At 70.9% G+C, this 23,011-nt stretch carries 25 protein-coding genes; 13 read left to right on the top strand and 12 right to left on the bottom strand.

Annotated features, from left to right (window positions below):
- Positions 1-97 precede the first annotated feature (97 nt).
- The 5 genes from Q7X29_RS20780 to Q7X29_RS20800 all read right to left on the bottom strand — a co-directional run bounded on the left by Q7X29_RS20780 (position 98) and on the right by Q7X29_RS20800 (position 4,380).
- Positions 98-1,690 carry an amidohydrolase gene (locus tag Q7X29_RS20780; protein WP_316575121.1) on the bottom strand — a complete coding sequence of 531 codons (1,593 nt, stop codon included), beginning with the start codon at positions 1,688-1,690 and terminating at the stop codon, positions 98-100.
- Between the two features lie 30 nt (positions 1,691-1,720).
- Positions 1,721-1,924, bottom strand: a complete 204-nt coding sequence (locus tag Q7X29_RS20785; RefSeq protein WP_218722328.1) for a hypothetical protein — start codon at positions 1,922-1,924, stop codon at positions 1,721-1,723.
- Positions 1,925-1,968: 44 nt separating this feature from the next.
- Positions 1,969-2,463 carry an FxsA family protein gene (locus tag Q7X29_RS20790; RefSeq protein ID WP_218722327.1) on the bottom strand — a complete coding sequence of 165 codons (495 nt, stop codon included), beginning with the start codon at positions 2,461-2,463 and terminating at the stop codon, positions 1,969-1,971.
- A 63-nt stretch (positions 2,464-2,526) separates the two neighbouring features.
- A complete protein-coding gene (locus Q7X29_RS20795; RefSeq protein ID WP_218722326.1) occupies positions 2,527-3,186 on the bottom strand; it encodes a response regulator in 660 nt (219 codons plus the stop codon).
- 21 nt (positions 3,187-3,207) lie between these two features.
- On the bottom strand, positions 3,208-4,380 hold the full coding sequence (locus Q7X29_RS20800; protein ID WP_316575122.1) for a sensor histidine kinase: 1,173 nt from the start codon (positions 4,378-4,380) through the stop codon (positions 3,208-3,210).
- 72 nt (positions 4,381-4,452) lie between these two features.
- Here Q7X29_RS20800 and Q7X29_RS20805 point away from each other — a divergent pair, with 72 nt between their 5' ends.
- Positions 4,453-5,220, top strand: coding sequence for a TSUP family transporter (locus Q7X29_RS20805; protein WP_316575123.1), 768 nt, complete (start codon positions 4,453-4,455; stop codon positions 5,218-5,220).
- Here the strand turns inward: Q7X29_RS20805 and Q7X29_RS20810 are convergent.
- Positions 5,217-5,810 carry a TetR/AcrR family transcriptional regulator gene (locus Q7X29_RS20810; RefSeq protein WP_218722323.1) on the bottom strand — a complete coding sequence of 198 codons (594 nt, stop codon included), beginning with the start codon at positions 5,808-5,810 and terminating at the stop codon, positions 5,217-5,219. The genes Q7X29_RS20805 and Q7X29_RS20810 overlap by 4 nt on opposite strands.
- Before the next feature lie 233 nt (positions 5,811-6,043).
- On the opposite strand from Q7X29_RS20810, the gene Q7X29_RS20815 reads away from it, so the two are divergent.
- Entirely contained in the window at positions 6,044-7,573 is a 1,530-nt protein-coding gene (locus Q7X29_RS20815; RefSeq protein ID WP_316575124.1) for a TldD/PmbA family protein, read from the top strand.
- A gap of 11 nt (positions 7,574-7,584) precedes the next feature.
- Positions 7,585-8,964, top strand: a complete 1,380-nt coding sequence (locus tag Q7X29_RS20820) for a metallopeptidase TldD-related protein (protein ID WP_316575399.1) — start codon at positions 7,585-7,587, stop codon at positions 8,962-8,964.
- A 9-nt stretch (positions 8,965-8,973) separates the two neighbouring features.
- On the opposite strand, the gene Q7X29_RS20825 is transcribed toward Q7X29_RS20820, so the two are convergent.
- The gene (locus Q7X29_RS20825) at positions 8,974-10,263 is read right to left on the bottom strand and encodes an acetyl-CoA C-acyltransferase (protein WP_316575125.1); all 1,290 of its coding nucleotides are present in this window, start codon (positions 10,261-10,263) and stop codon (positions 8,974-8,976) included.
- A 76-nt stretch (positions 10,264-10,339) separates the two neighbouring features.
- The gene (locus Q7X29_RS20830) at positions 10,340-10,720 is read right to left on the bottom strand and encodes a PPOX class F420-dependent oxidoreductase (RefSeq protein WP_316575126.1); all 381 of its coding nucleotides are present in this window, start codon (positions 10,718-10,720) and stop codon (positions 10,340-10,342) included.
- A gap of 249 nt (positions 10,721-10,969) precedes the next feature.
- Here Q7X29_RS20830 and Q7X29_RS20835 point away from each other — a divergent pair, with 249 nt between their 5' ends.
- From Q7X29_RS20835 to Q7X29_RS20865, 7 genes are all read left to right on the top strand, one after another.
- Positions 10,970-11,152, top strand: coding sequence for a hypothetical protein (locus tag Q7X29_RS20835; RefSeq protein WP_316575127.1), 183 nt, complete (start codon positions 10,970-10,972; stop codon positions 11,150-11,152).
- A 38-nt stretch (positions 11,153-11,190) separates the two neighbouring features.
- On the top strand, positions 11,191-11,946 hold the full coding sequence (locus Q7X29_RS20840; RefSeq protein ID WP_316575128.1) for a VOC family protein: 756 nt from the start codon (positions 11,191-11,193) through the stop codon (positions 11,944-11,946).
- A gap of 9 nt (positions 11,947-11,955) precedes the next feature.
- The gene (locus tag Q7X29_RS20845) at positions 11,956-12,933 is read left to right on the top strand and encodes a hypothetical protein (protein ID WP_316575129.1); all 978 of its coding nucleotides are present in this window, start codon (positions 11,956-11,958) and stop codon (positions 12,931-12,933) included.
- 126 nt (positions 12,934-13,059) lie between these two features.
- Positions 13,060-13,833, top strand: coding sequence for a 2-phosphosulfolactate phosphatase (locus tag Q7X29_RS20850; RefSeq protein ID WP_316575130.1), 774 nt, complete (start codon positions 13,060-13,062; stop codon positions 13,831-13,833).
- A gap of 70 nt (positions 13,834-13,903) precedes the next feature.
- The gene (locus Q7X29_RS20855; RefSeq protein ID WP_218722315.1) at positions 13,904-14,506 is read left to right on the top strand and encodes a TetR/AcrR family transcriptional regulator; all 603 of its coding nucleotides are present in this window, start codon (positions 13,904-13,906) and stop codon (positions 14,504-14,506) included.
- Positions 14,507-14,640: 134 nt separating this feature from the next.
- Positions 14,641-16,269 carry an MFS transporter gene (locus tag Q7X29_RS20860; protein ID WP_218722314.1) on the top strand — a complete coding sequence of 543 codons (1,629 nt, stop codon included), beginning with the start codon at positions 14,641-14,643 and terminating at the stop codon, positions 16,267-16,269.
- Positions 16,270-16,357: 88 nt separating this feature from the next.
- On the top strand, positions 16,358-16,621 hold the full coding sequence (locus Q7X29_RS20865; protein WP_218722313.1) for a helix-turn-helix domain-containing protein: 264 nt from the start codon (positions 16,358-16,360) through the stop codon (positions 16,619-16,621).
- Positions 16,622-16,639: 18 nt separating this feature from the next.
- Here the strand turns inward: Q7X29_RS20865 and map are convergent, their stop codons facing one another.
- The 4 genes from map to Q7X29_RS20885 form a co-directional block, all read right to left on the bottom strand.
- Positions 16,640-17,407 (bottom strand): type I methionyl aminopeptidase, encoded by a 768-nt coding sequence (map, locus tag Q7X29_RS20870; RefSeq protein WP_316575131.1) that lies wholly within the window; start codon positions 17,405-17,407, stop codon positions 16,640-16,642.
- Positions 17,408-17,476: 69 nt separating this feature from the next.
- On the bottom strand, positions 17,477-18,286 hold the full coding sequence (locus Q7X29_RS20875) for a mycofactocin-coupled SDR family oxidoreductase (protein ID WP_316575132.1): 810 nt from the start codon (positions 18,284-18,286) through the stop codon (positions 17,477-17,479).
- Positions 18,287-18,354: 68 nt separating this feature from the next.
- A complete protein-coding gene (locus Q7X29_RS20880) occupies positions 18,355-18,846 on the bottom strand; it encodes a nuclear transport factor 2 family protein (RefSeq protein WP_316575133.1) in 492 nt (163 codons plus the stop codon).
- 20 nt (positions 18,847-18,866) lie between these two features.
- Entirely contained in the window at positions 18,867-19,451 is a 585-nt protein-coding gene (locus Q7X29_RS20885) for a hotdog family protein (protein ID WP_316575134.1), read from the bottom strand.
- Between the two features lie 201 nt (positions 19,452-19,652).
- On the opposite strand from Q7X29_RS20885, the gene Q7X29_RS20890 reads away from it, so the two are divergent.
- Genes Q7X29_RS20890 through bphC form a run of 3 tightly spaced genes read left to right on the top strand, consistent with a single transcriptional unit; the run spans position 19,653 to position 22,974 of the window.
- The gene (locus tag Q7X29_RS20890) at positions 19,653-20,828 is read left to right on the top strand and encodes a Rieske 2Fe-2S domain-containing protein (protein WP_218722308.1); all 1,176 of its coding nucleotides are present in this window, start codon (positions 19,653-19,655) and stop codon (positions 20,826-20,828) included.
- 34 nt (positions 20,829-20,862) lie between these two features.
- Positions 20,863-22,041 carry an acyl-CoA dehydrogenase family protein gene (locus Q7X29_RS20895; RefSeq protein WP_218722307.1) on the top strand — a complete coding sequence of 393 codons (1,179 nt, stop codon included), beginning with the start codon at positions 20,863-20,865 and terminating at the stop codon, positions 22,039-22,041.
- Positions 22,042-22,068: 27 nt separating this feature from the next.
- The gene (gene bphC, locus Q7X29_RS20900) at positions 22,069-22,974 is read left to right on the top strand and encodes a biphenyl-2,3-diol 1,2-dioxygenase (protein WP_218722306.1); all 906 of its coding nucleotides are present in this window, start codon (positions 22,069-22,071) and stop codon (positions 22,972-22,974) included.
- The last annotated feature ends 37 nt before the right edge of the window (positions 22,975-23,011 follow it).

Here is a 23,011-nt window from a genome sequence, read left to right on the forward strand (position 1 = left end):
CCCGGCCGCGTCGGCGGTCGTGGCGTCGGGCCCTGGTTCGGTGGCGGGGTGGATCATGGTGTCCTGCTCCGTGATTGGTGTGCCGGTGCGGTCGTGGTCAGGCGCGGTAGATGGTGGCGCCGTTGTGCACCGTGCGCAGGCAGGTCGGCAGGTCGGCACCGGGATCGAGCCGCGGCAGACCGGGCACGCGCGACCGCGGGTCGGTCGACCAGCGTTGCACCGTGTCGGCGGCCGCCGCGACGACGAGATCGCCCGCGTCCCACACGGCGTAGGAGGCCGGGGCGCCGGGCACCAGGGTGCCCGCGACACCGTCACGCACCCCACCCGCCCGCCAGGCGCCCCGGGTGGCGGCCGCGAACGCGGCGCGCGGGGACAGCCCGTGGCCGGGCGTGCGGTGATGGACCGCCGCGCGCACCTGCTCCCACGGATTCAGCGTCGTGACCGGCGCGTCCGAGCCGATCGCCAGGGAGATGCCCGCCGCGGCCATCGCCGCGAAGGGGTTCAGCGTCGCGGCACGCTCGGCACCCAGCCGGGTGGCGTACATCCCGTCCGGTCCGCCCCACGCGGCGTCGAAACCCGGCTGCACGGACAGGATCACGCCCAGTGCCGCCAGCTGCTCGATCGCCGCGGCGTCGGTCATCTCGGCGTGTTCGACCCGGTGTCCGCGCGCGGCGAGCGCCGGTCCGCCGAGTTCGGCGGCGACCGTGGCGAATCCGGCGACCACGAGATCCATCGCGGCGTCGCCGATGGCATGGAAGCCCGCCTGCACACCGGCCTCGGTGCAGGCGCGGATGTGCGCGGTGATCGTCTCGGCGTCGAGGAAGTTCTTGCCGCACCCGGTCGCGTCGGCGTAGTGCTCCCGCAGCAGCGCGGTGTGCGAACCCAGCGAACCGTCTACGAACAGATCGCCGCCGAGCGCGGCGACCCCCAGTTCGTCGATCAGGGCGCGAGCCTGCGCCGCGTCACGCACCGCCTCGCCCCAGTACGCGCGCACCTCGACACCGTGCTCGAAGGCCAGCAGCTCGCGCACGTCCTCGCGGCCCGAGATGTCCGGGCCCGCGCATTCGTGCACGGCGACGATGCCGTGCGCGGCGGCGGCGTCGAGGGCGGCGGTGCGAGCCCGATCACGGTGCGCGCGACCGAGTTCCGCGAGGGCGACCGCGCGCACCCGATGGTGGGCGTCGGCGCGCACCGGCTCGCCGCGACGGTAGCCGTCGCCGAGATCGCCCGCCGCGTCGAGCAGCGCCGAGGAGGCCACGGCCGAGTGCGCGTCGACCCGGGCCAGGTACACGAGCCTGCCCGCGCCCGCGGCCTCGTCGAGTTCGGCGACCGTGGGCGGGCGCTGTTCGGGCCAGGCGGTGTCGTCCCAGCCCTCGCCGATGATCACGCCGTCGGGCTGGGCGATCGCGTACGCGCGCAGCGCGGCGAGCAACTCGCCCAGCGACGCGGTGCCGCTGGCGTCGAGTCCGGTCAGCTGCAGGCCCAGCGCGGTGACGTGCACGTGCGGGTCGACGAACGCTGGCGCGACGAAGGCGCCGTCGAGCTCGACGATCTCCGCGTCGGGGTGCATCGCCCGGCCGGGCGCTTCGGCCCCCAGCCACACCACGGTGCCGTCGGTGACCGCCATCGCGGTCGCGTCCGGGGAGCTGGAACTGTAGAAACGACCGCCGATCAGCAACTGGGTACTCACGGTGTCCCAGTCTGCCGTATCGGCGAATCGTCAGGTCGGCAGGGACAGGACCGCGCGGACGTCGGCGTCGCACAGCCCCGCTGGAGTGTGTCCGCCCGCTTCGACGGCGATGAGTTCGAGTCGCCACGCGGCGACCGTGAAATCCGACATGGACTGTCCGGCAGCGGCACTCACCCTACGCACCGCGTCGGCCAGTTCCGCGCTCACCGTGACGGTGATCTGCTCGGTGGCCATCGGCACACTGTAGACCCTTCCCAGGCCGGGCGGGAATACTCGGCTCAGGCGGACCCGAGCGCGCGCGGCCCGGCGGAGTGCCCGTCGTCGTACCACTGCCCGACGACGACCCCGTCGACCACGTCGCCGCTGTCGGCGTCGACCACCATTCCGCGATACGGCGACGGCGCGAACGACGGCAGCGGACCGAAGCGCCGCGTCCCGAGCTTCTCCAGCACCGGCCGGATCAGCGCCCTGGTCGGCGGGAACAGCGCGAGCAGGCCGACGAGTCCGGTGACCAGGCCGGGCACGAACAGCAGCACCGAGCCGGTGGCCACCAGCAGCCCGTCCGCGACCGCGCTCTCGGCGGTGACCTCGCCGCGCGCGGCCCGGCGGAACCGGTCGAACACGCGCCTGCCCTGGGCGCCCAGCAGCAGCAAGCCGACACCGGACACCGCGATCAGCGCCAGCAGAGCCCAGCCGGCGCCGATCAGCTGGGCGAGGCCGACGAACGCGGCGATCTCGACGACGAGGTAGAGCACGAACAGCACGGCGGTCATGGCGATCCTTTCGGACGATCTACCCCCTCAACGCACGAGCGTCCGATTCTTCTCCCGGCCGCCTCAGCCACCCGGCCGCACGAGACCCGTCTCATAGGCCAGCACCACCGCCTGCACCCGGTCGCGCAGCCCGAGTTTGGTCAGCACGCGGCCCACGTGCGTCTTCACCGTGGCCTCCGACAGGAACAATGCCCCGGCGATCTCGGCGTTGGAGCGGCCCGCGGCGATCTGTTCGAGTACCTCGCGTTCGCGGGCGGTGAGCACGTCGAGCACGCCCGGGTCGCGCAGTCCCGCCGGGTCCTCGGCGACGAGCCGGTCGAGCAGGCGCTTGGTGACCTTCGGGGAGACCACCGCGTCGCCCGCGGCGACACTGCGGATGGCGGAGATGAGGTCTTCGGGCGGGGTGTCCTTGAGCAGGAAGCCGCTCGCGCCGGCGCGCAGCGCGCCGAGGGCGTGTTCGTCGAGATCGAAGGTGGTCATCACGAGCACGCGGATGCCCTCGCCCGCGGCGACGATCCGGCCGGTGGCGGTGACCCCGTCGACGACCGGCATCCGCACGTCCATCAGGACCACGTCGGGCCGCAGCTCCCCCGCGCGCCGCACGGCCTCGTCGCCGTTGCCCGCCTCGCCGACGACCTCGATGTCCGGGTGCGCGCCGAGCACCATCTTCAGGCCCATCCGCATGAGTTCCTGATCGTCCACCACGAGCACGCTGATCGGCATTTCCCAACCATAGCGGGCGGATCAGTCGCCTTCGGCGCGCAGCGGGAGGGTGGCGAGGACCCGCCAGCGACCGTCGGCGGTCCGGCCCGCGGACAGGGTGCCGCCGAGCACCGCGACCCGTTCGCGCATGCCGACCAGGCCCATGCCCCCGCCCGGGATCTCGGTGGACGGCGCGTGCACGGGCAGGCCGCCGCTGTCGGTCACCTCGACCAGGATGTCGTCCTCGCGGCGCTGCACCCGCACGGTCGCCTTCGGGCTCGCCCCGGCGTGGCGCAGGGTGTTGGTGAGCGATTCCTGGACGATGCGGTGCACGCCCAGGCTGACCTCGGGGGTGATGTCGTCGAGTTCGCCGGTCAGTTCGAGATCGACGGCCAGACCGGCGTCGCGCATCAGCTCGGCCAGTTTCGCGATGCCCGCGCTGCCGTGCTGGGGCAGCAGTTCCGGCGCGTGCTCGGTGCGCAGCAGCGCCACGGTGCGGCGCAGTTCGCGCAGCGCGTCGCGGCCGGTGCCCGCGATGGTCGCGAGCGCGCGTTCGGCGGTGTCGGGGTCGTGGCGCAGGGCGTACTTCGCGCCGTCGGCCTGCACGATGATGACGCTCACCGCGTGCGCGACCACGTCGTGCAGTTCCCGGGCGATGCGGGTGCGTTCGGCGGCCACGGCCTCGTGGGCGCGGCGTTCCTTGTCGTAGTCGGCGACGGCGAGCCGGGCCGCGACCTCGGCGTCGTAGGCGTGGCGGGCGCCGTTGAACTCGGCCAGCGTCCAGCACAGCGCGTAGATCACACCAACGAGCGCCAGATCGCCGCCCTTGGGCTCGCGCAGGACCAGGACCGACAGGGCCAGGTCGGTCGCGAGGCAGCCGAGGTAGATGAGCCCGTCCCGCCTGCCGACGTAGGCGACGAGGGTGTAGAGCAGCACGCCGAGCCCGATCAGCGCGACGTGTCCGGAGGTGTCGTCGCCCGTCAGATATCCGACCAGGGTGCACAGCACCGAGAGCACGAACATCACCGCCGCCATCGCCCGCGGATAGACCCGGCGCAGGATCAGCGGCAACGGCAGGATCAGCGAAAAGACCAGGTAGGAGACCTTGTGGTGCTCGTCGCCGACGCCGAGCGCGTCGAGCACCATGAGAAACAGCGCGAGGACGGAGTCGGCGACGATGGGTCGGCCGCGAAGCCACAAGCTGAACCGGCGCACCGGCCCAGCCTAATGGCCGGGTGCGGCCGGACCCGGTTGGCTTTCCGGGCGTGATCTTGATTGCCTGGTCCGGTGCAACTAGGAGACTGGACGGTCCTGCTGGTGGCCGCGGCCGCGGCGGGATGGGTCGACGCGGTGGTCGGCGGCGGCGGATTGATCATCCTGCCGACGCTGTTCCTGGTCGCGCCCGGCATCGCCCCGCAGACGGCGCTCGGCACCAACAAGCTGGCCGCGTTCTCCGGCACGGCGACCGCGGTGATCACCTTCGCGCGCCGGGTGCCGATGCAGTGGAAGGTGCTGATTCCGGGTGCGGTGATCGCCGCGATCACCGCGGCCTGCGGCGCGGCGGCGGTCTCGCTGATCGACCGCGAGCTGTTCATTCCCCTGGTCATGGTGGTGCTGGTCGGGGTGGCGCTGTTCGTCACGCTGCGACCTTCGATCGGCATGACCATGGCGACCCATCCGCCGACGCGCCGCAAGGTGATCCTGGTGGTGGCGCTGGCCGCCGGCCTGATCGGCCTCTACGACGGCCTGCTCGGGCCGGGCACCGGTACGTTCCTGATCATCACCTTCGCGACGCTGCTCGGCACCGAGTTCGTGCGGGCCGCGGCCATGGCGAAGGTGATCAACTGCGGATCGAATCTCGGCGCGCTGCTGTTCCTCGGTGCGACCGGGCACATCCTGTGGGGCCTCGGCGCGGGCATGGCGGTCGCGAATGTCGGGGGCGCGCTGGTCGGTTCGCGGATGGCGCTGGCCAAGGGCGCCGGTTTCGTGCGGATCGTACTGCTGGTCGTGGTCGTGGTGATGGTGATCCGGCTGGGCTGGCAGCAGTTCGGTTAGCGCGCCGGCTCGACCGGGGCCGAGGCGGCCAGCCACGGCTGCAGCACCCGCGAGGTGGTCTCGTGGATCTTGCGATGTAGTCGTTCGCCGTCGTCGATGCCGTGCTGGGGCTGCTGGAACAGCACCGTCAGCGCCCCCGAGACCGCGCCGACGACCGCACCGACCAGCGCCGCCGCGCCGACCTCGTCGAGCTCGTGCGGGAAGGCGCTGTGCAACTGGCGGGCGATCTCGCGCTGCGCGACGAGCTGAGCGTGCGCGGCCCGGCCGCTCACCGCGGGCACGGTGCGCGAGACCTGCGCGCGCAGCGCCGCGACCCGGGAGTTCAGATCGTCGGCGAGATGCTCGGCGGGGTTGTCGCCCGCGGCGCGCAGCGCGCGCAGCAACACCTCGACGGGTCGCTCCCCCGGCCGCCGGGTGGCGATCGCCGCGACGGCGGCGCGCACCCGTTCGTCGGGTTCGGGGAAGAGCAGTTCTTCCTTGCTCGCGAAGTAGTTGAAGAAGGTCCGGGTGCCGACCTCGGCCTCGGCCGCGATGTCGGCCACGGTCGTTTCCTCATAGCCTCTGGCCTCGAACAATCCGACGGCGGCCATAAGGATCGCACGACGGGTTCGTTCCCTTTTTCGATCGCGGAGGGCGGATGGCGGCACGGCGGGCACCCTACGGCATCGAGGGCCGTCGCGGCGGGAGGACCGGAATCAGCGCGTCACGGTTGTGACTGCCGGAACCGGGGTTTCGCGCACCCTGACACGAAAGGTGCCCTGGCAGTGGCGGCAATCCCGGGCACGGCTCCCGCCTGTCGGTGCCACCGGCTAGCGTAGGCCGGGTGACTACCGCGACTTCCGGAGAAGTGGACGAGGAGTTCCGCGCACTCGGCTTGCGCGCGCTGGCCGAGGCCGCGCTGTCGGCGGCCCGGGCGGCCGGTGCCGAGCATGCCGATCTGCGGGTGCAGCGACTGGTGACCCAGTCCATCCGCTTGCGCGACGGGCGGGTCGAGGCCGTCACCGACTCGACCGAACTCGGCCTGGCCGTACGCGTGATCGTCGACGGCACCTGGGGTTTCGCTTCCCACGCCGCGCTCACCCCCCACACCGCCGCCGAGGTGGCCCGGCGGGCGGTCACCGTCGCGACCACGCTGCGTTCGCTCAACCGGGAGCGGGTGGAACTCGCCGACGAGCCGCGCTACGCGGACGTGTCGTGGGTGTCGGCCTACGACCTCGACCCGTTCACGGTGCCGACGGCCGACAAAGTGGCACTGCTGCAGGACTATTCGGAGCGCCTCTCGGCCGCCGACGGCGTCGATCACGTGACCGCGTCGGTGCTGCAGGTCAAGGAGCAGGTCTTCTACGCCGACACGGCGGGCTCGTCGATCACCCAGCAGCGGGTGCGGCTGCATCCGCAGCTCGAGGCGATCACCGTCGACGCCGCCGCCGGGGTCTTCGAGACCATGCGCACCCTCGCCGCGCCCGCGGGCCGCGGCTGGGAATACGTCACCGGTGCCGACGGAACCTGGGACTGGGCGGGCGAACTCGCGCGAATCCCGGAGTGGCTCGCCGAGAAGGTGAAGGCGCCCAGCGTCGCCGCCGGTCCCACCGACCTCGTCATCGACCCGACCAACCTGTGGCTGACCATTCACGAGTCCATCGGCCACGCCACCGAGTACGACCGGGCCATCGGCTACGAATCCGCCTACGCGGGTACCTCGTTCGCCACCCCGGACAAGCTCGGCACGCTGCGCTACGGCACCCCGATCATGCACGTCACCGGAGACCGCACCCAGGTCAACGGCCTGGCCACGGTCGGCTACGACGACGACGGCGTGGCGGGCCAGCAGTGGGATCTGGTGCGTGGCGGCGTCCTGGTCGGCTACCAGCTCGACCGGGTGTTCGCCCCGCGCCTCGGCCTGGACCGGTCCAACGGCTGCTCCTACGCCGATTCGCCGCACCACGTGCCGATCCAGCGGATGGCGAACGTCTCGCTGCAGCCGGATCCGGAGCGCGACACGACGACCGCGGAGTTGATCTCGCGGGTCTCCGACGGTATCTACATCGTCGGCGACAAGTCGTGGTCGATCGACATGCAGCGCTACAACTTCCAGTTCACCGGGCAGCGGTTCTTCCGGATTCGCAACGGGGAGCTGGCCGGCCAGCTGCGCGATGTCGCCTACCAGGCGACGACCACCGATTTCTGGGGTGCGATGGAGGCGGTCGGCGGGCCGAGCACCTGGCAGCTCGGCGGCGCGTTCAACTGCGGCAAGGCCCAGCCCGGTCAGGTGGCGGCCGTGAGCCATGGCTGCCCGTCGGTGCTGGTGCGCGGGGTCAACATTCTCAATACCCGGACGGAGGGTGGCCAGTGAGTGCATCGGGTGTGTTCCCCGCGGGCGCGGTGGTCGAGCGCGCGCTGGCGGCGTCGAAGGCCGACGAGGCGATCGTGATCGTCACCGACGCGCACGAGGCGTCGCTGCGCTGGGCGGGCAACTCGATGACCACCAACGGGTCGTCGGTGTCACGCGACTGGGCGGTGATCTCGGTGTTCCGGGACGGCCCGAACGCCGCCCGCGTCGGCAGCATCAGCTCCACCAGTGTCGATCCGGCCGAGATCGAGGCCGTGGTGCGCGCCAGCGAGGAGGCCGCTCGCACGGCGACCCCGGCCCGCGACGCGATGCCGCTGCTCGAACCCACGGTCGACGACACCGCCACGTGGGACCACGCGCCCGGCGCCACCGAGATCGACGTGTTCGCCGGTCTCGCCCGCGACCTGTCAACCGGTTTCGACGGCACCGACCGGCTCTACGGTTTCGCCCATCACCAGCTGCACACCACCTGGCTGGGCACCTCCACCGGCATCCGCCGCCGGTTCAGCCAGCCCACCGGATCGGTCGAGATCAACGGCAAGCGCGGCGAGGGCGCCGATCTGGCCAGCGCCTGGGTGGGGGTCGGCACCGCCGACTTCACCGATGTCGACACGCCCGGCCTGCTGGCCGAGCTGTCGCGGCGGCTGGACTGGTCGGCCACCCGCGTCGACCTGCCCGCGGGCCGCTACGAGACGCTGCTGCCGCCGTCGGCGGTGGCCGACCTGATGATCTACCTCGCCTGGACGATGGAGGGCCGCGGCGCGCACGAGGGCCACACCGCGTTCTCCCGCGCGGGCGGCACCCGGATCGGTGAGCGGCTCAGCGACATTCCGCTGACCCTCTACTCCGACCCGAACGCGAGCGGCCTGGAATACCGCCCCTTCGTGGCGACCCCGTCGTCGTCGGAGTCGCTGTCGGTGTTCGACAACGGCCTGTCCGCCCAGCGCGTCGACTGGATCGGCGCCGGCGTCATCGAATCACTGGTCTACCCTCGGGCCACCGCCGCCGAATTCTCCGCTCCCGCCACCGTTCCCGGCGAGAACTTGCTTCTCACCGGCGGCTCCGACGCGTCCCTGGACGACATGATCGCCCGCACCGAACGCGGCCTCCTGCTGACCTGCCTCTGGTACATCCGCGAGGTCGACCCGGCCACTCTCCTGCTCACCGGCCTCACCCGCGACGGCGTCTACCTCGTCGAAGACGGCCGGGTCACGGCCGCCGTCAACAACTTCCGCTTCAACGAGAGCCCCCTGGACCTGCTGCGGCGCATCACCGAAGCCGGCGCCACCGAGATCACCCTCCCCCGCGAATGGAAGGACTGGTTCACCCGCACCGCCATGCCGCCCCTGCGCATCCCCGACTTCCACATGTCCTCGGTGAGCCAGGCGACGTAGGTCGTCGGCTCACACGCGTTCGAGGACGGCGGACGCGCCGATGCCGCCGGCGGCGCAGATGCCGAGCAGGGCGGTCTGTTTGCCGGTGCGGGCCAGTTCGTTGGCCATGGTGGTGACCATGCGGGCGCCGGTGGCGCCGAAGGGGTGGCCCAGGGAGATGGAGCCGCCGTGGACGTTGAGTTTGTCGATGTCCACGGTGCCGACCGGCTCGTCGCGGTCGAGACGCGACTTGGCCCAGTCGGGGCTTTCCAGCATGCGCAGGACCGAGAGGGTCTGGGCGGCGAAGGCCTCGTGGATGTCGACGAGGTCGATGTCGGCCAGGGTCATGCCCGCCTTGTCGAGGGCGCGTGGCATGGAGATCGCGGGGCCGATGAGGACCTGGTCGGCGGGGTCGACACTGACGAAACTCCAGGAGCGCAGGGCCGCCAGCGGGGTGAAGCCGAGGGCGCGGGCCTTCTCCTCGCTCATGAGCAGCACCGCCGAGGCGCCGTCGGTGAGCGGGCTGGCATTGCCCGCGGTGACCGTGCCGCCCTTGGCGAACACCGGCTGCAGTGTCGCGAGTTTGTCGACGCTGGTGTTCGCGCGGACCAGGCCGTCGGTCTCGATCCGCGTGCCCGACGGGGTGGTCACCGGGACCACTTCGTCGTCGAAGCGGCCCGAGGCGATGGCGGCCGCGGCGCGGTGGTGCGAGCGGGCGGCGAACTCGTCCTGGTCGGCGCGGGAGATGCCGTTGATCCTGGCCATCTTCTCGGCGGACTCGCCCATCACCTCGCCGGTGGTGCGCTCGGAGATCTTGGGCTGACGCGGCAGGATGTCGGTGAACGGCGCGAGCTGACGGACCACGTCGAGGTAGTCCTTGGGCTTCGGCTTGCCCAGCGCCACCGGCGCGACGGCGTGCACGACCTTCTGCGGAAGCTTGATCTCGGCATTGCTGGTGGAGTCGCTGCCACCGGCGATCATGATGTCGTACTCGCCGCGTTCGATGGCCGCGGCCGCCGAGGTGACCGCCTGCAGACCCGACGCGCACGCCCTGGTCACCGTGTAGCCCTCGCACCCGAAGTCCAGTTCCAGGTCGAGTGCCACTTCACGGGCGATGTTGGGCGCGTGGCTCGGCAGCACCACCCCGCCCCACACGATCGACTGGATCTCCCCCGGCGCAATCCCGGTGCGCTCGATCAGTCCGCGCACAGCGGCGCCGGCCAGAGCGATGCTGTCGAGGCGGGTGAAATCGGTGAACGCGCGCACGAACGGCGTGCGCGCGCCCGCGACGACGACGGCGCGGGTGCGTTTGTCGGCCATGTGAGTCCCTTCGGAGGTTCCGCTGAGCCCACGTTATCCGATACCCCGGGTACTGGGTACTGCTTCGGCCGATCTGTCAGGCGGGCGTGATCTCGATGCCGATGGTGCCAGTCTTGCCCCGGCGCAGGTTGCTGGCGAGGATGACCAGCGGGCCGGTCAGCCAGTACTTGCGGCGCAGCCAGGAGCGCACCTGCTCGGTCTCGGCGGCGTCGAGGATGCGGGCGGTGCCGGTGACGACGTCGCCGTGCGCCTTGCCGCGCGCGTCGCACGGCTGCAGGGTTACGTCGGGATTGCGGCGGATCCGCTTCACTTTCCAGCTGTCGGTGACGGTCCACACGAACAGTTTGTCCTCGCGGGCGACGGCCCACACGGCGGTGCCCACCGGGGTGCCGTCCTTGCGGAACGTGGTGAGGAGAACGAAGTTCGCGGTCTGCAGCTCGCCGAGGCGGTTGGTCATGCCCGCAGCCTAGTGACATCCGCCGCGCACGGCAGCGGCCACCGCGTTCCCCGTCATCGTCAACCGGCCGACGAGGATCGCCGCGGGTGCGGCCAGAGGGTACGCAATCGCGGTTCGCGCGCCGAGATCCGGACGCGGGACGGGGTGTGACACGCGGGTTCTCGTGTCGACGATCACGCCGCGCGGTGCGGTGCAGCCGCTACTCGCGCTCGCGGTGCGGCTGCGCACGCAGGGGCACGAGGTGCTGGTGTGCGCCCTGGCGAATTCCTCCGATCCGGTGTGCCGCGCGGCTCGCTCGAGCGGGCCCTCGATGCCGCGACTACGGCCCGCCGGGTCGGCGAGCGGATCTTCATCGACGGCGCACGGGTCGCCGCCGAGCGGCCGCTGAGCGCGGCCGACGAGTTATGGGCGGTTTCGCGCGACTGTTCCTAACCTCGGATCCGACCGACCCGTTCTCCGGAAGGATCCCGATGTCCGATACCGCCGTGCCGATGCTGTGGAGTGGCGATCTGCCGAGCACCTTGGCGTTCTATCAGGCGCTCGGTTACACCGTCACCTACGAGCAGTCCAGGCCTTATGTCTATGGCGCGGTCGAAGGCCACGGGTGCGCACTGCATTTCGCGCCCGCGCCGCCCGGGGTCGAGCTGCCCACCGAACACGTGGGGGCGCTGGTGATGGTCGACGATGTCGCCGCCCGCCACGCCGACTTCACCACGGCGCTGCGGGCCCACTACGGCAAGATCCCCGCCAAGGGGGTGCCCCGGATCACCCGGTTCCGGCCGGGACAGTCCCGGTTCTCCCTCGTCGATCCTGTCGGGAACACCCTGCTGGTGATCCAGCGCGACGAGCCGATGGACGTCGAGTACGGCGGCTCGCGGGCGCTGACCGGGCTGGCCAGGGTCCTCGACAATGCCCGCATCCTGCGCGATTTCAAGAACGACGACAAGGCGGCCGCCCGGGTCCTGGAAACCGGTCTGCGCCGGTTCGCCACGGCCGCGTCGGCTCCCGAGCGGGCCCGCACCTTCGCCGCGCTGGCCGAGATCGCGGTCGCGACCGAGGAACCCGAACGGCTCGCGCACTGGCGGGCGGAGCTGGACGCCGTCGAGTTGACCACCGAGGAGCACGCGGCCCTGTCCGCCGACACCGCCGCCTCCGCGGTGCTCGCCACCTGGCTGACCACCACCGCACCCGGCCGAGGCGGCGCGGCGCGGCCGGGCGACGGTTAGGCTACGGCCATGGATCGACGCTCCGGGACGCGCTATATCCGTTGTCTGGCAACCGCACTCGCCGCAGTGGCGGTCACCGGGATCGGGCCGGTGGGACAGGCGCAGGCCGGGGCCGGATGCGGGGCCACGTGGCAGGTCGAGATCTTGGCCGCCGACCTCGGCGGCCTGGAGAACCTGGAGTACGACGGCGCGGGCGGCTTCTACGTCACCGGGATCGTGCGTGGCGAGCTGCGCCACGTCGACGCCGACGGCCGCGTCAGCACGCTGCTCACCGGGCTGGACAATCCCGCCGGTCTGCGCCGCTCGGGTGCGGACCTCTACTTCCTCACCGGCGACGGCACCACCCCCGGCGGCGGTGGCACCCTGCGGCGACTGCACCTCCCGACCGGGGAGGTCACCGTGCTGTTGCCGGATCTGGTCCAACCCAACGGCCTGCTCCTGCTCCCCGACGGCGACCTGCTGCTGTCCCAGCTGTCGATCCCGTGGCCGCCGGTCGGCATCAGCCGATATCGCCCCGCCACCGGCGAATTCACCCTCGGCTGGTCCCCGGTGCCCCGCCCCAACGGCCTCGCCCTCACCGCCGACCACCGGGCCGTCCTCACCGAGGACGTCGCCACCTCCCAGATCCTGCGCGTGCCCCTCGACGCCCCCGATCGCCCGACCCCGATCGCCTCGATCCCCGACGGCCTGTTGCCCGGCCTCGACGACCTCGACACCACCGCGAGCGGACTGGCGTTCGTCGCCGGCGACTACTCCGGCAGCGTCTACCAGGTCGACACCGCCACCGGCCACTGGTGCACCCTCGCCACCGGCTGGACCACACCCCCGACCAGTCCCCTCCCCGCCCCGCCCCCGACCGGCCCCACCTCCGCCCGCCTCGCCCCCGACGGCTCCGCCTGGTCCCTCTACGTCACCAGCATCGACGGCACCCTCCGCCGCCTCCGTCCACCCCCCGACCTCGACCTGACCCCGGCCCTCATTCCCTGACTCGACCGCTGTCCCGCGGACTCTCCCCGCACCGCCGCGAGATCCGGGGGCGAGCGGAAGGCTGGAGTCACGCGGGTTCGTGTGGTGGACTGGGCGATTCGTCGGTCGAGTCAAGGAGGGGCTGGGGTGTATTCGGCGCCGGAGTGGTCGCGGCAGCGCGGGTTCGGGATCAGCGTGGAGTGGGGTAGAACCGGAGCGGCGGCGATCGGGCCGGGGGCGGCGGTGGTGGTGGTGATCGACGTGTTGTCGTTCACCACCTCGGTGTCGGTGGCGACCGGGGCGGGGACGGCGGTGTTCCCGTATCGGTGGCGGGACGCGTCGGCACAGGAGTTCGCGGATCGGCACGGTGCGGCGCTGGCCGTCGGGCGACGTGCGGCGGATCGGGAGCGGCCGTGGTCCCTGTCGCCCGCGGCGATCCGGCGGGCACCGTTCACCGAACGGCTCGTGCTGCCTTCGCCGAACGGGTCGGCCATCGCGGCCACCGTCGAGGGCGGCGCGGTCGTCGCGGCCTGCCTGCGCAACTCTCGGGCCGTGGCCGACTGGCTGATCGCCCAGGGGTGGGGTACGACCGAGCAGCCGATCGCGATCGTCGCGGCGGGTGAGCAGTGGCCCGGCAGCGAGGCGCTGCGTCCCGCGCTGGAGGACTGGCTCGGTGCGGGCGCGCTGGTCGCCGCACTCCTCGACCGGGGTGCCACCGCTCCGTCGCCCGAGGCGCGGTCGGCGGCAACCACTTTCGCGGGCACACCGGACGTGCCCGCGTCGATCGCGTCCAGCGCCTCGGGCCATGAGCTCGCGTCGATCGGGTTCGCCGCCGATGTCGCGATCGCGATCGATCTCGACGCCGATTCCACCGTGCCGGTCCTCGTCGACGGCGCGTTCACCGATCACTCCCCAACCTGAGCACGCGCCACCGGGTTCGGCCCGGTGTGCGCCGACGGGCCGCCGCGCACCGGGCCGATACGCTCGCGGAGTGACTCGGGGACAACAAGGCGGCCGGGCGGCCCAGGCGGAAGCGCGACGGGCGGCCATCATCGACGCCGCGACCACCCTCATCGCCGAGCGCGGCTACCAGGGCACCTCCCTGGCCGCGGTGGCCGATCGCGTCGGTCTCACCCCCGCGGGCGTCCTGCACTACTTCCCCAGCAAGGACGCCCTGCTGAGCGGCGTCCTCGAAGCGCGCGACCGCTGGGATTTCGCGGCGTTCGTCGGCCGGCTGACCGACGCGCGACTGACCCACCTCGAGCAGATCGTGGAATACAACGCCGAACGTCCGGACCTGGTCCAGGCTTTCACAGTCCTGGCAGGCGAGTCCGTCACCGAGGACCATCCGGCGCGCGAGTTCTTCACCGAGCGCTACGCCAAGGCTCGCGCCGACTTCGCCGCGCTGCTGCGCGCCGAATTCGGCGACCACCTCCCCGGCGGCCTCACCCCGGAACGGGCGGCGCCGCTGCTGCTCGCGGTGATGGACGGATTGCAGGTCCAATGGCTGCTGGCCAGGGACGATATCGACCTGGCGGCCGCCTGTCGGGACTTCGTCTCGCTGCTTTCACCCACTCAGCGGGAGCAAACATAACGTTTGCATAACTTCACCAACCTAGCGTTCGGTAGGGTCACATACTCCGAGTCGGAAGTCGTGCGATCTACGTCACACTCGATCGGCGGCGCTCCACTCCCTCTCGAAGTAATTCCCGAACAACGGAGCGTGGCATGTCCACCATTCCTGAAGATCCGAAGCCGTCGAGTCCTGTCGCGACCGACCCGGACAACGACACCGGCCGACTGGACGGCGCGTCCCGTGCCCGCATCTTCACCGTCCTCGCGGTGATCGTGCTGTTCACCGAGATCGCGCCGATGCAGTACACGATCGTGTCGGCGGCGCTACAGAAGATCGCCCCGACCTTTCCCGGCGTCGGCGCGAACATCAACTGGGCCATCATCGTTTTCGGCCTGATCGGCGCCGCCGCCTCACCGCTCATCGGCAAGATGAGCGACGTGTGGGGCAAGAAGCGGATGTTCCTCATCTGCGGCCTGCTGTTCATGATCGGCTGCGTACTCGACGCGACGACCTCGAACTGGGGCATCTTCCTGCTCGGCCGATGCCTGCAGGCCACCGCGATCGCGACGGCGGTCATCGCCTACGGCCTGATCCGGGACCTGATGCCGCGCAAGTACGTTCCGCTCGGCCTCGGCGTGACCGCGACCGGCCTCGGCGTCTCCGCCATCGCCGGACCGCTGCTCGGCGGCTTCCTGGTCGACAACTACAGCTGGCGCGCGATCTTCTGGTGCCTGGCCGGGTTCACCCTGGTGATGCTGCCGCTGGTGTACTTCATCGTCCCGGAATCCAAGCTGCGCGTGCGGGAACGGATCGACTACGTGGGCGCGCTGCTGCTCGCCGGTGGTGCCGCGCTGATCCTGATCTACCTCGACAAGGGCCACGACTGGGGCTGGGCGCGGCCGACCACGCTGGCCTGGGTGATCACCGGCGTCGTGTTGCTGCTGCTGTTCGTCCTGGTGGAAACCCGGGTGGCGCAACCGATCATGGACATGCAACTGCTGTTCCACCCGCGCGTCGCGCTGGTGCTGGCCGGCGCGCTGTTCGCCTCGCTGCAGATCGGCGTCGTCTCCTACGCCATCGCCTACATGTCCCAGACGCCCGACGAGGCGACCGTCGCGGCGGGCGCGCAGCAGGGCATTCTCGCCAAGGTGCAGGCCATGACCGGTCAGCCGCTGCCCGCCGAGGCGGTCCAGGTGACGCTGGACCCGGGCTACACCTACGGCAGCGGCTACACCCTGCTCGAGTTCGCGCTGCGTATCGCCCTGCTGGGCGCCGTGGTCACCATGGTCTGCGGTGCGCTCGCCGGCGTCATCGCGCGGCGCGTGGGCGCTCGGCTGCCGCTGGTCGTCGCGCTGGTGATCTTCGTCTGTTCGGCCGTGGCCTTCGCCGTCCTGCCGCACACCAGCACGGTGTTCCTGCTCGTGAACGCGGTGTTCAGCATCGGGTTCGGCTTCTACTACGCGGCCATGCCGATTCTCATGGTGGAGGCGGTGCCGCAGGAGCAGCAGGGCATCAGCCTGGGCATGCTCGGCGTCATGCAGTCGATGGGCGTCGCCGTCGGCCTGGCCATCGTCACCGCGTTCCTGCATGCCAACGGAATGACCGCGCTGGTCAGCGTGGGCGGACAGGCGCAGCCGCCCGCGCCGATTCCGGACGTGTTCGGTGATCGCGGATACGAGCTGGGCTTCTGGGTCTGCGGCGCCGCGGCGGCCGTCGCCCTGGTCCTGGCCGTGGTCATGCGGCACGGTCGCACGCCGGCCACCGGCGGCACCGCGCACTGAGCCCCGCGACGGACGGGCCGGTGATCCAGGTGATCACCGGCCCGTCCGCGGCTTGCGGTATAGAAATACCCCACCTACCCTCGGAGCCATGGTGCGTCTTCCCCTCAGCCCGGCCCAAGTCGAAGCAGGCCGTCGCCTCGGCCGCCGTCTGCGGTCGGCGCGGGGTGAGCGCGATCTCGCCGAGGTGGCGCGCGCCGCGGGCATCTCGCCCGAGACCCTGCGCAAGATCGAATCCGGCCGGCTGCCCTCGCCCGCCTTCGGCACCGTCGTCGGCTTGGCCGAGGCGCTGACGCTCCCGCTGACCGAGCTCGCCGAGGTCTACCGCACCGAGCAGGTCGCCGAATCCGCCTGACCGGCGCGGATTTTTCGCTCAATCACGCAGCGTCAGGACGCTCGGCCCGTCGGCCGTGACGGCGATCGTGTGCTCGCTGTGCGCGCACCGGGACCCGTCGGCGGAACGGATCGTCCACCCGTCGGCGTCGGTGACGACCGTCGCGGTGCTCGCCGCGAACCAGGGTTCGATGGCGATCGTGAGCCCGGGACGCAGCCGGAACCCGCGCCCCGCCCGTCCCGTGTTGGACACGTGCGGATCCTCGTGCATGGTCCGGCCGATGCCGTGCCCACCGAATTCGGTGTTGACCGGGTAGCCGTACGCGCGCGCGACCGCCGAGACGGCCGCGGAGATGTCACCGAGGTGGTTGCCCGGCCGCGCGGCGGCGATCCCGGCGGCGAGAGCCTCCTCGGTGGCCCGCACCAGCCGCTGATCGGCCGGGGCCGGCGTGCCGACGATGGTGGTCACGGCCGAGTCGGCGGCCCAGCCGTCGATGGTGACGGCCAGGTCGGCGGTGAGCACGTCACCGTCGCGCAGCACGTAATCGTGCGGAAGTCCGTGCAGCACCGCGTCGTTGACCGCCAGGCACACGGTGTTGCGGAACGGTCCACGACCGAACGAGGGGGCGTAGTCCCAGTAGCACGACACCGCGCCACGCTCGCGAATCCGTTCCCGCACATACTCTTCGAGCTCGAGCAGGTTCACCCCGACGGCGGCCTTCGCGTGCACGCCGGCCAGCACGTCGGCGACGAACGCGCCGGTCACCCGCATCCGCTCGATCTCCGCGGGCGTCTTCAACTCCACCATCACGCCTCCATTGGTATTTTCATACCAACCCTAGCGGTGGCGGTATAAAAATACCAATCCAGCGGAGGTTCAGCGGTTGAGGTTGCCCATGTCCACCGGGATCTGCGCGCCGGTGACCTGCGAAGCCTCGTCCGAGCACAGCCACGCGACGGCGGCCGCGATGTCGGAGGCCTCGGTGATATAGGTCGGCAGGGCGTTCATGAAGATGGGCGCGAGCGTGGCCGCGTGCTGCTCGAACAGCGGACCCATCTCCGCCATCTGCATGCCGGTCGCGACACCCGCCGGATGCACGGTGTTGACCCGGATCCGGTGCTGGCCCAGCTCGTTGGCCATCGTCTTGGCCAGCCCGGTAATGGCATGTTTGGTGGCCACGTAGTGAGCCGTGAACGGAATGCCCTTGAGACCGGCGACCGAGCTGGTGAACACCATCGCGCCACCCTCGCCCTGCTCGATCAGGTAGGGAATCGCGGCCTTGGCGGTGTGGAAGACGCCGGTCAGGTTGACGTCGACCGTCTCCTGCCACTGCTCGGCGGTGATCTCCCAGGACATCGCCGCCGAACAGATGCCGGCATTGGCCACGACGACGTCGAGCCGGCCGAACTGCTCGATCCCGGCCGCCAGCGCCGCCGACAGACCCGCGAAATCCCGCACGTCGGCCTTGCTCGCGGCGATCTTGCCGCCCGCCGCTTCGACCAGCCGCACGGTCTCGGCCAGGTCGTCCTCGGTGGCACCCGGGTAGCTGGTGCTGGCGAAATCCGCGCACGCGTCGATGGCGATGATGTCGGCGCCCTCCTCGGCGAAGCGAATCGCCTCGGCCCGGCCCTGACCGCGGGCCGCACCGGTGATGAAGACGACCTTGCCCTCGTATCGTCGCGTCATGTCCTACCTCCGAACGTCGTTGTGCACTATGAACACCTCACCATCGTGAGCCCCCGCGCGGTGCGGAATCAGAGGTTTTCCACCTGAGCGTCCTCGCTCAGCGGACGCGTGAGCGACCAGAGCTGGGTGAACGTGCAGCGCGCGATCTTCCACTGCCCGTCCTCGACGCGGTACTCGTCGGCGTATTCGCCGGTGGCCACCGTCTCGGTGCGCGCGAGCAGGTTCAGCTGGCGGAAGCGCAGCGTCCAGCGGCCGCTCGCGGTGGTGTCGTCGTGCACGGTGATGTCGGGGTGCACGCCGTGGTGCATGTCGAGGACGACCGGCTTGCCGTCCACCCGGCGCAGCGCGATCGAGGTGAAGACGGCGGCCATGCCGTCGGCGTCGTGGGCGCCCAGGCTGCCGTAGTCGAGTTCGGCGCCCGCGGCGACAAAGCAGTCGCGGAAGCCGGCCGGGTCCTTGGCGTCGCAGGCGCGGAAGTAACGGTGCTTGAGGGCGGTGATCGCTTCGATCGCCTCCAGCCGGGTGATCCGGGCGGCGAGGTCGGGGGCGGTGTCGGTCATGGTGCTCCTGGTCGGCATGGTCAGTCGCGGGCGAAGGTCGCCCACGCACGGACGACGACCTCGCCCGCGGCATCGGTCCCGGACAGGGTGACGTCGACGCGCGCTTCGCCGTCCTGCACGTAACTCTGCGTGATGTGGCCCGCGCAGGTCATGACTTCGCCCGAGGGCAACGCGCGCAGCACCCTGGTGCGGAACCGGCGGATGTGCTCCGCGCCGAGCCAATCGGTGGCGTAGGTGGCCAGCAGCGCGGTGGCCTGTGGCGACACCGCTTCGCCCAGTGCGGGTTCGGCCGCCGCCCAGGACTCGGCGACGAGTCCGCCGGTGCGGTCGAAGTAGCGGGTCAGCGACTCGGCGGCGCTCACCGCCGGGGCGCCGGGCGCCCCGGCGCGGATCGCGGTCAGCTGGTCGCCCGCGCGCGGCGGCGGGCCGAAGAATCGATGATCGGTCTCCGCCCGGCCGCCCGTGGTGCCGAAGCCGTCGGCGGGCAGGAAGGTCGGCGGGACCACGGGCCGCTCGGCGAGCCGGTAGGCCGGATTGTGGGAGCGCGCCGCCTCGGCGAACATCCGGATGTCGGCGGTCTCCAGAACCATCGCGACGGTACCCATGGTCATTCCTCTCGTCCGGCGGATGCCGTCACCGTAGGGCGGCCCGCACGCTTGTGACCGGTTCCTCTCCCGCTGATCGGGACGCCGGGCGCACACCGCGAAAACATGTCCGCTGACCGGGAACCCACCGGCGCGGACCCCCCTCGGCGGCGCGACCATCGGCGCAGCTCATCCCACTCCGTCCGATACATGGAGGTTTCGATGCCGGAGAACCCGCCGAACGGCCGATCACTGGACGCCACCGCCGACTACCGACAGATCGAGGCCGCTGCCGCACCGACCCGCTTCGCGCGCGGCTGGCACTGCCTCGGCCTGCTCTCGTCGTTCCGCGACGGCAAGCCGCACGAGGTGAAGGCGTTCGGCACCACCCTGGTGGTGTTCCAGTCCGAATCCGACGGCGCGCTGCACGTGCTCGACGGCTTCTGCCGCCACATGGGTGGCAACCTGGCGCACGGCACCGTCAAGGGCGACTCGATCGCCTGCCCGTTCCACGACTGGCGCTGGGGCGGCAACGGCAAGTGCACGGCGATCCCCTACGCGCGCCGCGTGCCCCCGCTGGCCAAGACCCGCTCCTGGCCGACCCTCGAGCGCAACGGCCAGCTCTTCGTCTGGAACGACCCGCAGGGCAGCAAGCCCACCGACGAGGTGACCATTCCCGAGATCGAGGGCTACGGCACCCCGGAATGGACCGATTTCACCTGGAATTCGATCCTGATCGAGGGCTCGCACTGCCGTGAGATCGTCGACAACGTCGTCGACATGGCGCACTTCTTCTACGTGCACTACTCGTTCCCGCGCTACTTCAAGAACGTCTTCGACGGCCACGTCGCCACCCAGTACATGCGCTCGACCCCGCGCCACGACATCACCGTCGGCACCAACTACGACGATCCGAACTCGACCCTGCGCTCGGACGCCTCGTACTTCGGCCCCTCCTACATGATCGACTGGCTCTGGAGCGAGGCACAGGGCATGACGATCGAGACCGTCCTGATCAACTGCCACTATCCCGTCGACGAGAACTCCTTCGTGCTGCAGTACGGCGCGATGGTCAAGAAGCCCGAGGGCATGTCCGACGCCGACGCCACCGCGATGGCCGAGCAGTTCGCCGCGGGCGTGGCCGTCGGCTTCGAGCAGGACGTGGCGATCTGGAAGAACAAGGCCCCGATCGACAACCCGCTGCTCTCGGAGGAGGACGGGCCGGTCTACCAGCTGCGCCGCTGGTACAAGCAGTTCTACGTCGACGTCGAGGACGTCACCGACGATATGACCAAGCGCTTCGAGTTCGAGATCGATACCGACCGCGCGGTGACGAGCTGGGAAGCCGAGGTGGCCGACAACATCGCCCGCGGCGCCATCGTCGACACCATGTCCTGACTTCTCCCACCCCGAACAGAAAGCACCACCTGCGATGACCAAGGTTCTCGACAACATCGCCGCGATCGCCGACCAGCTGCGCGATCAGGCCCCGGAGGCCGAGCGGCTCGGGCAGCTGCCCGATGCCACGGCCCAGCTGCTCAAGACGGCGGGCCCGATCCGCCTGCTGCAGCCGAAGAAGTACAGCGGCTACGAGGCGCATCCGCGCGAGTTCGCCGAGACGGTGATGGCCACGGCCGCGCTCGATCCGGCCAGCGGCTGGATCGCCGGCATCGTCGGCGTGCACCCGTGGCAGCTGGCCTTCGCCGATCCGAAGGTGCAGGACGAGGTGTGGGCCGACGACCACGACACCTGGATGGCCTCGCCCTACGCGCCGACCGGTATCGCCCGACCCGTCGACGGCGGCTATATCTTCAACGGCCGCTGGCAGTTCAGCTCGGGCACCGATCACTGCGACTGGATCTTCCTGGGCGCCATGCTCGGCAACCCGGACGGCTCGATGGCCCTGCCGCCGACGATGCTGCACATGATCCTGCCGCGCCAGGACTACCAGATCGTCGAGGACTCCTGGAATGTGGTGGGCCTCAAGGGCACCGGGTCCAAGGACATCATCGTCAAGGACGCGTTCGTGCCCGACTACCGGGTGATGAACGGCGACCATGTCATCGACGGCACCGCGCAGAAGGAGTACGGGGTCACCGAGACGCTGTACAAGATGCCGTGGTCGACGATGTTCCCGCTGGGCATCAGCTCCGCGGTGGTCGGTATCGCCGAGGGCGCGCTGGCCGCGCACCTGGACTACCAGCGCGACCGGGTCGGCGCGCAGGGCACCGCGGTCAAGGACGATCCGTACGTACTGTTCGCCATCGGCGAGGCCGCCGCCGACATCAACGCCGCGCGCCAGGAACTGCTGGCCAACGCCGACCAGATCTTCGACGCCGTCGACGCGGGCAAGGAGATCAGCTTCGCCGAGCGGGCCGCGGTCCGGCGCACCCAGGTCCGCGCGGCCTGGCGCGCGGTCTCGGCCGTGGACCAGATCTTCGCGCGCTCCGGCGGCAACGCGATGCGGACCGACAAGCCGCTGCAGCGCTACTGGCGCGACGCGCACGTGGGCCTCGCCCACGCCATCCATGTGCCGAGCACCGTCTACCACGCCTCGGCCGTCAGCTCCCTCGGTCTCGAGCCCGCGGACCACCTGCGCTCGATGATCTGACCCGAAACACCACGAAGGACAACGGAAATGACAGACATCAAAGGCCTCGGCTACGTCAAGATCCAGACCGCCGACATGGACCGGTGGCGCACCTTCGCGTTCGACGTGCTCGGCTTCGCGCAGGGCAGCGGACCCGACGAGAACGCGTTGTACCTGCGGATGGACGAACGCGCCGCGCGCATCACGGTCGTGCCGGGCGACAGCGACGCGGTGGTGACCATCGGCTGGGAGGTACGCGACCACGCGGCCCTGGTCCGGGTGCAGGAAGCGGTCACCGCGGCGGGCATCGCCGTCAAGCCGCTCTCGGTCGAGGAGGCCGACGCGCGCCGGGTCGAGGAGGTCATCACCTTCCAGGACCCGACCGGCGCGACGCTCGAGGTCTTCCACGGCGCGGTGCTCGACCACAGCCCGGTGGTGACGCCGTTCGGCGCGAAGTTCGTCACCGGCGCGCAGGGCCTGGGCCATGTCGTCCTGCCGACCATGGACCCCAACGGCGCGTTCGGCTTCTACACCGACGTGCTCGGCTTCCTGCCGCGCGGCGCGTTCCGGATCCCGGCGCCGCCGGAGTTCGGGCCGATGCGGGTGCGCTTCCTCGGCGTCAACGAGCGCCACCACAGCCTCGCGCTGTGCCCCGCGCCGCACGGTGGCGCCCCCGGCCTGGTGCACATCATGGTGGAGGTCGACACCCTCGACGCGGTCGGCCAGGCGTTGGACCGCGTCACCAAGGACGGCTTCTCGGTGTCCTCGACGCTGGGCAGGCACACCAACGACAAGATGGTGTCCTTCTACGTGCGCGCGCCCGGCGGCTGGGACGTGGAGTTCGGCACCGAGGGGATGCGGGTCGACGAGACCTATTACACCGCCGAGGAAATCACCGCCGACAGCTACTGGGGCCACGACTGGTCCGGCAGCGAGCCGCTCGCGGCCATGTAGTCGCGCGCAGCCCTTCGACGGCCCCCGTACCGAGCTC

Origin of the sequence: Nocardia canadensis, assembly GCF_032656385.1 — a bacterium.
GTDB classification, from domain to species: Bacteria; Actinomycetota; Actinomycetes; order Mycobacteriales; family Mycobacteriaceae; genus Nocardia; species Nocardia canadensis.

Excerpts from the sequence above, each read along its gene's own strand:
- Q7X29_RS20895 (WP_218722307.1), top strand. The coding sequence starts at position 20,863 with ATGACCAAGGTTCTCGACAACATCGCCGCGATCGCCGACCAGCTGCGC.
- Q7X29_RS20865 (WP_218722313.1), top strand. The coding sequence starts at position 16,358 with ATGGTGCGTCTTCCCCTCAGCCCGGCCCAAGTCGAAGCAGGCCGTCGC.
- Q7X29_RS20825 (WP_316575125.1), bottom strand. The coding sequence starts at position 10,263 with ATGGCCGACAAACGCACCCGCGCCGTCGTCGTCGCGGGCGCGCGCACG.
- Q7X29_RS20840 (WP_316575128.1), top strand. The coding sequence starts at position 11,191 with ATGTCCGATACCGCCGTGCCGATGCTGTGGAGTGGCGATCTGCCGAGC.
- Q7X29_RS20885 (WP_316575134.1), bottom strand. The coding sequence starts at position 19,451 with ATGGGTACCGTCGCGATGGTTCTGGAGACCGCCGACATCCGGATGTTC.
- Q7X29_RS20810 (WP_218722323.1), bottom strand. The coding sequence starts at position 5,810 with ATGGCCGCCGTCGGATTGTTCGAGGCCAGAGGCTATGAGGAAACGACC.
- Q7X29_RS20785 (WP_218722328.1), bottom strand. The coding sequence starts at position 1,924 with ATGGCCACCGAGCAGATCACCGTCACGGTGAGCGCGGAACTGGCCGAC.
- Q7X29_RS20860 (WP_218722314.1), top strand. The coding sequence starts at position 14,641 with ATGTCCACCATTCCTGAAGATCCGAAGCCGTCGAGTCCTGTCGCGACC.
- Q7X29_RS20830 (WP_316575126.1), bottom strand. The coding sequence starts at position 10,720 with ATGACCAACCGCCTCGGCGAGCTGCAGACCGCGAACTTCGTTCTCCTC.
- Q7X29_RS20875 (WP_316575132.1), bottom strand. The coding sequence starts at position 18,286 with ATGACGCGACGATACGAGGGCAAGGTCGTCTTCATCACCGGTGCGGCC.
- Q7X29_RS20795 (WP_218722326.1), bottom strand. The coding sequence starts at position 3,186 with ATGCCGATCAGCGTGCTCGTGGTGGACGATCAGGAACTCATGCGGATG.
- Q7X29_RS20845 (WP_316575129.1), top strand. The coding sequence starts at position 11,956 with ATGGATCGACGCTCCGGGACGCGCTATATCCGTTGTCTGGCAACCGCA.
- Q7X29_RS20890 (WP_218722308.1), top strand. The coding sequence starts at position 19,653 with ATGCCGGAGAACCCGCCGAACGGCCGATCACTGGACGCCACCGCCGAC.
- Q7X29_RS20880 (WP_316575133.1), bottom strand. The coding sequence starts at position 18,846 with ATGACCGACACCGCCCCCGACCTCGCCGCCCGGATCACCCGGCTGGAG.
- bphC (WP_218722306.1), top strand. The coding sequence starts at position 22,069 with ATGACAGACATCAAAGGCCTCGGCTACGTCAAGATCCAGACCGCCGAC.
- Q7X29_RS20790 (WP_218722327.1), bottom strand. The coding sequence starts at position 2,463 with ATGACCGCCGTGCTGTTCGTGCTCTACCTCGTCGTCGAGATCGCCGCG.
- map (WP_316575131.1), bottom strand. The coding sequence starts at position 17,407 with ATGGTGGAGTTGAAGACGCCCGCGGAGATCGAGCGGATGCGGGTGACC.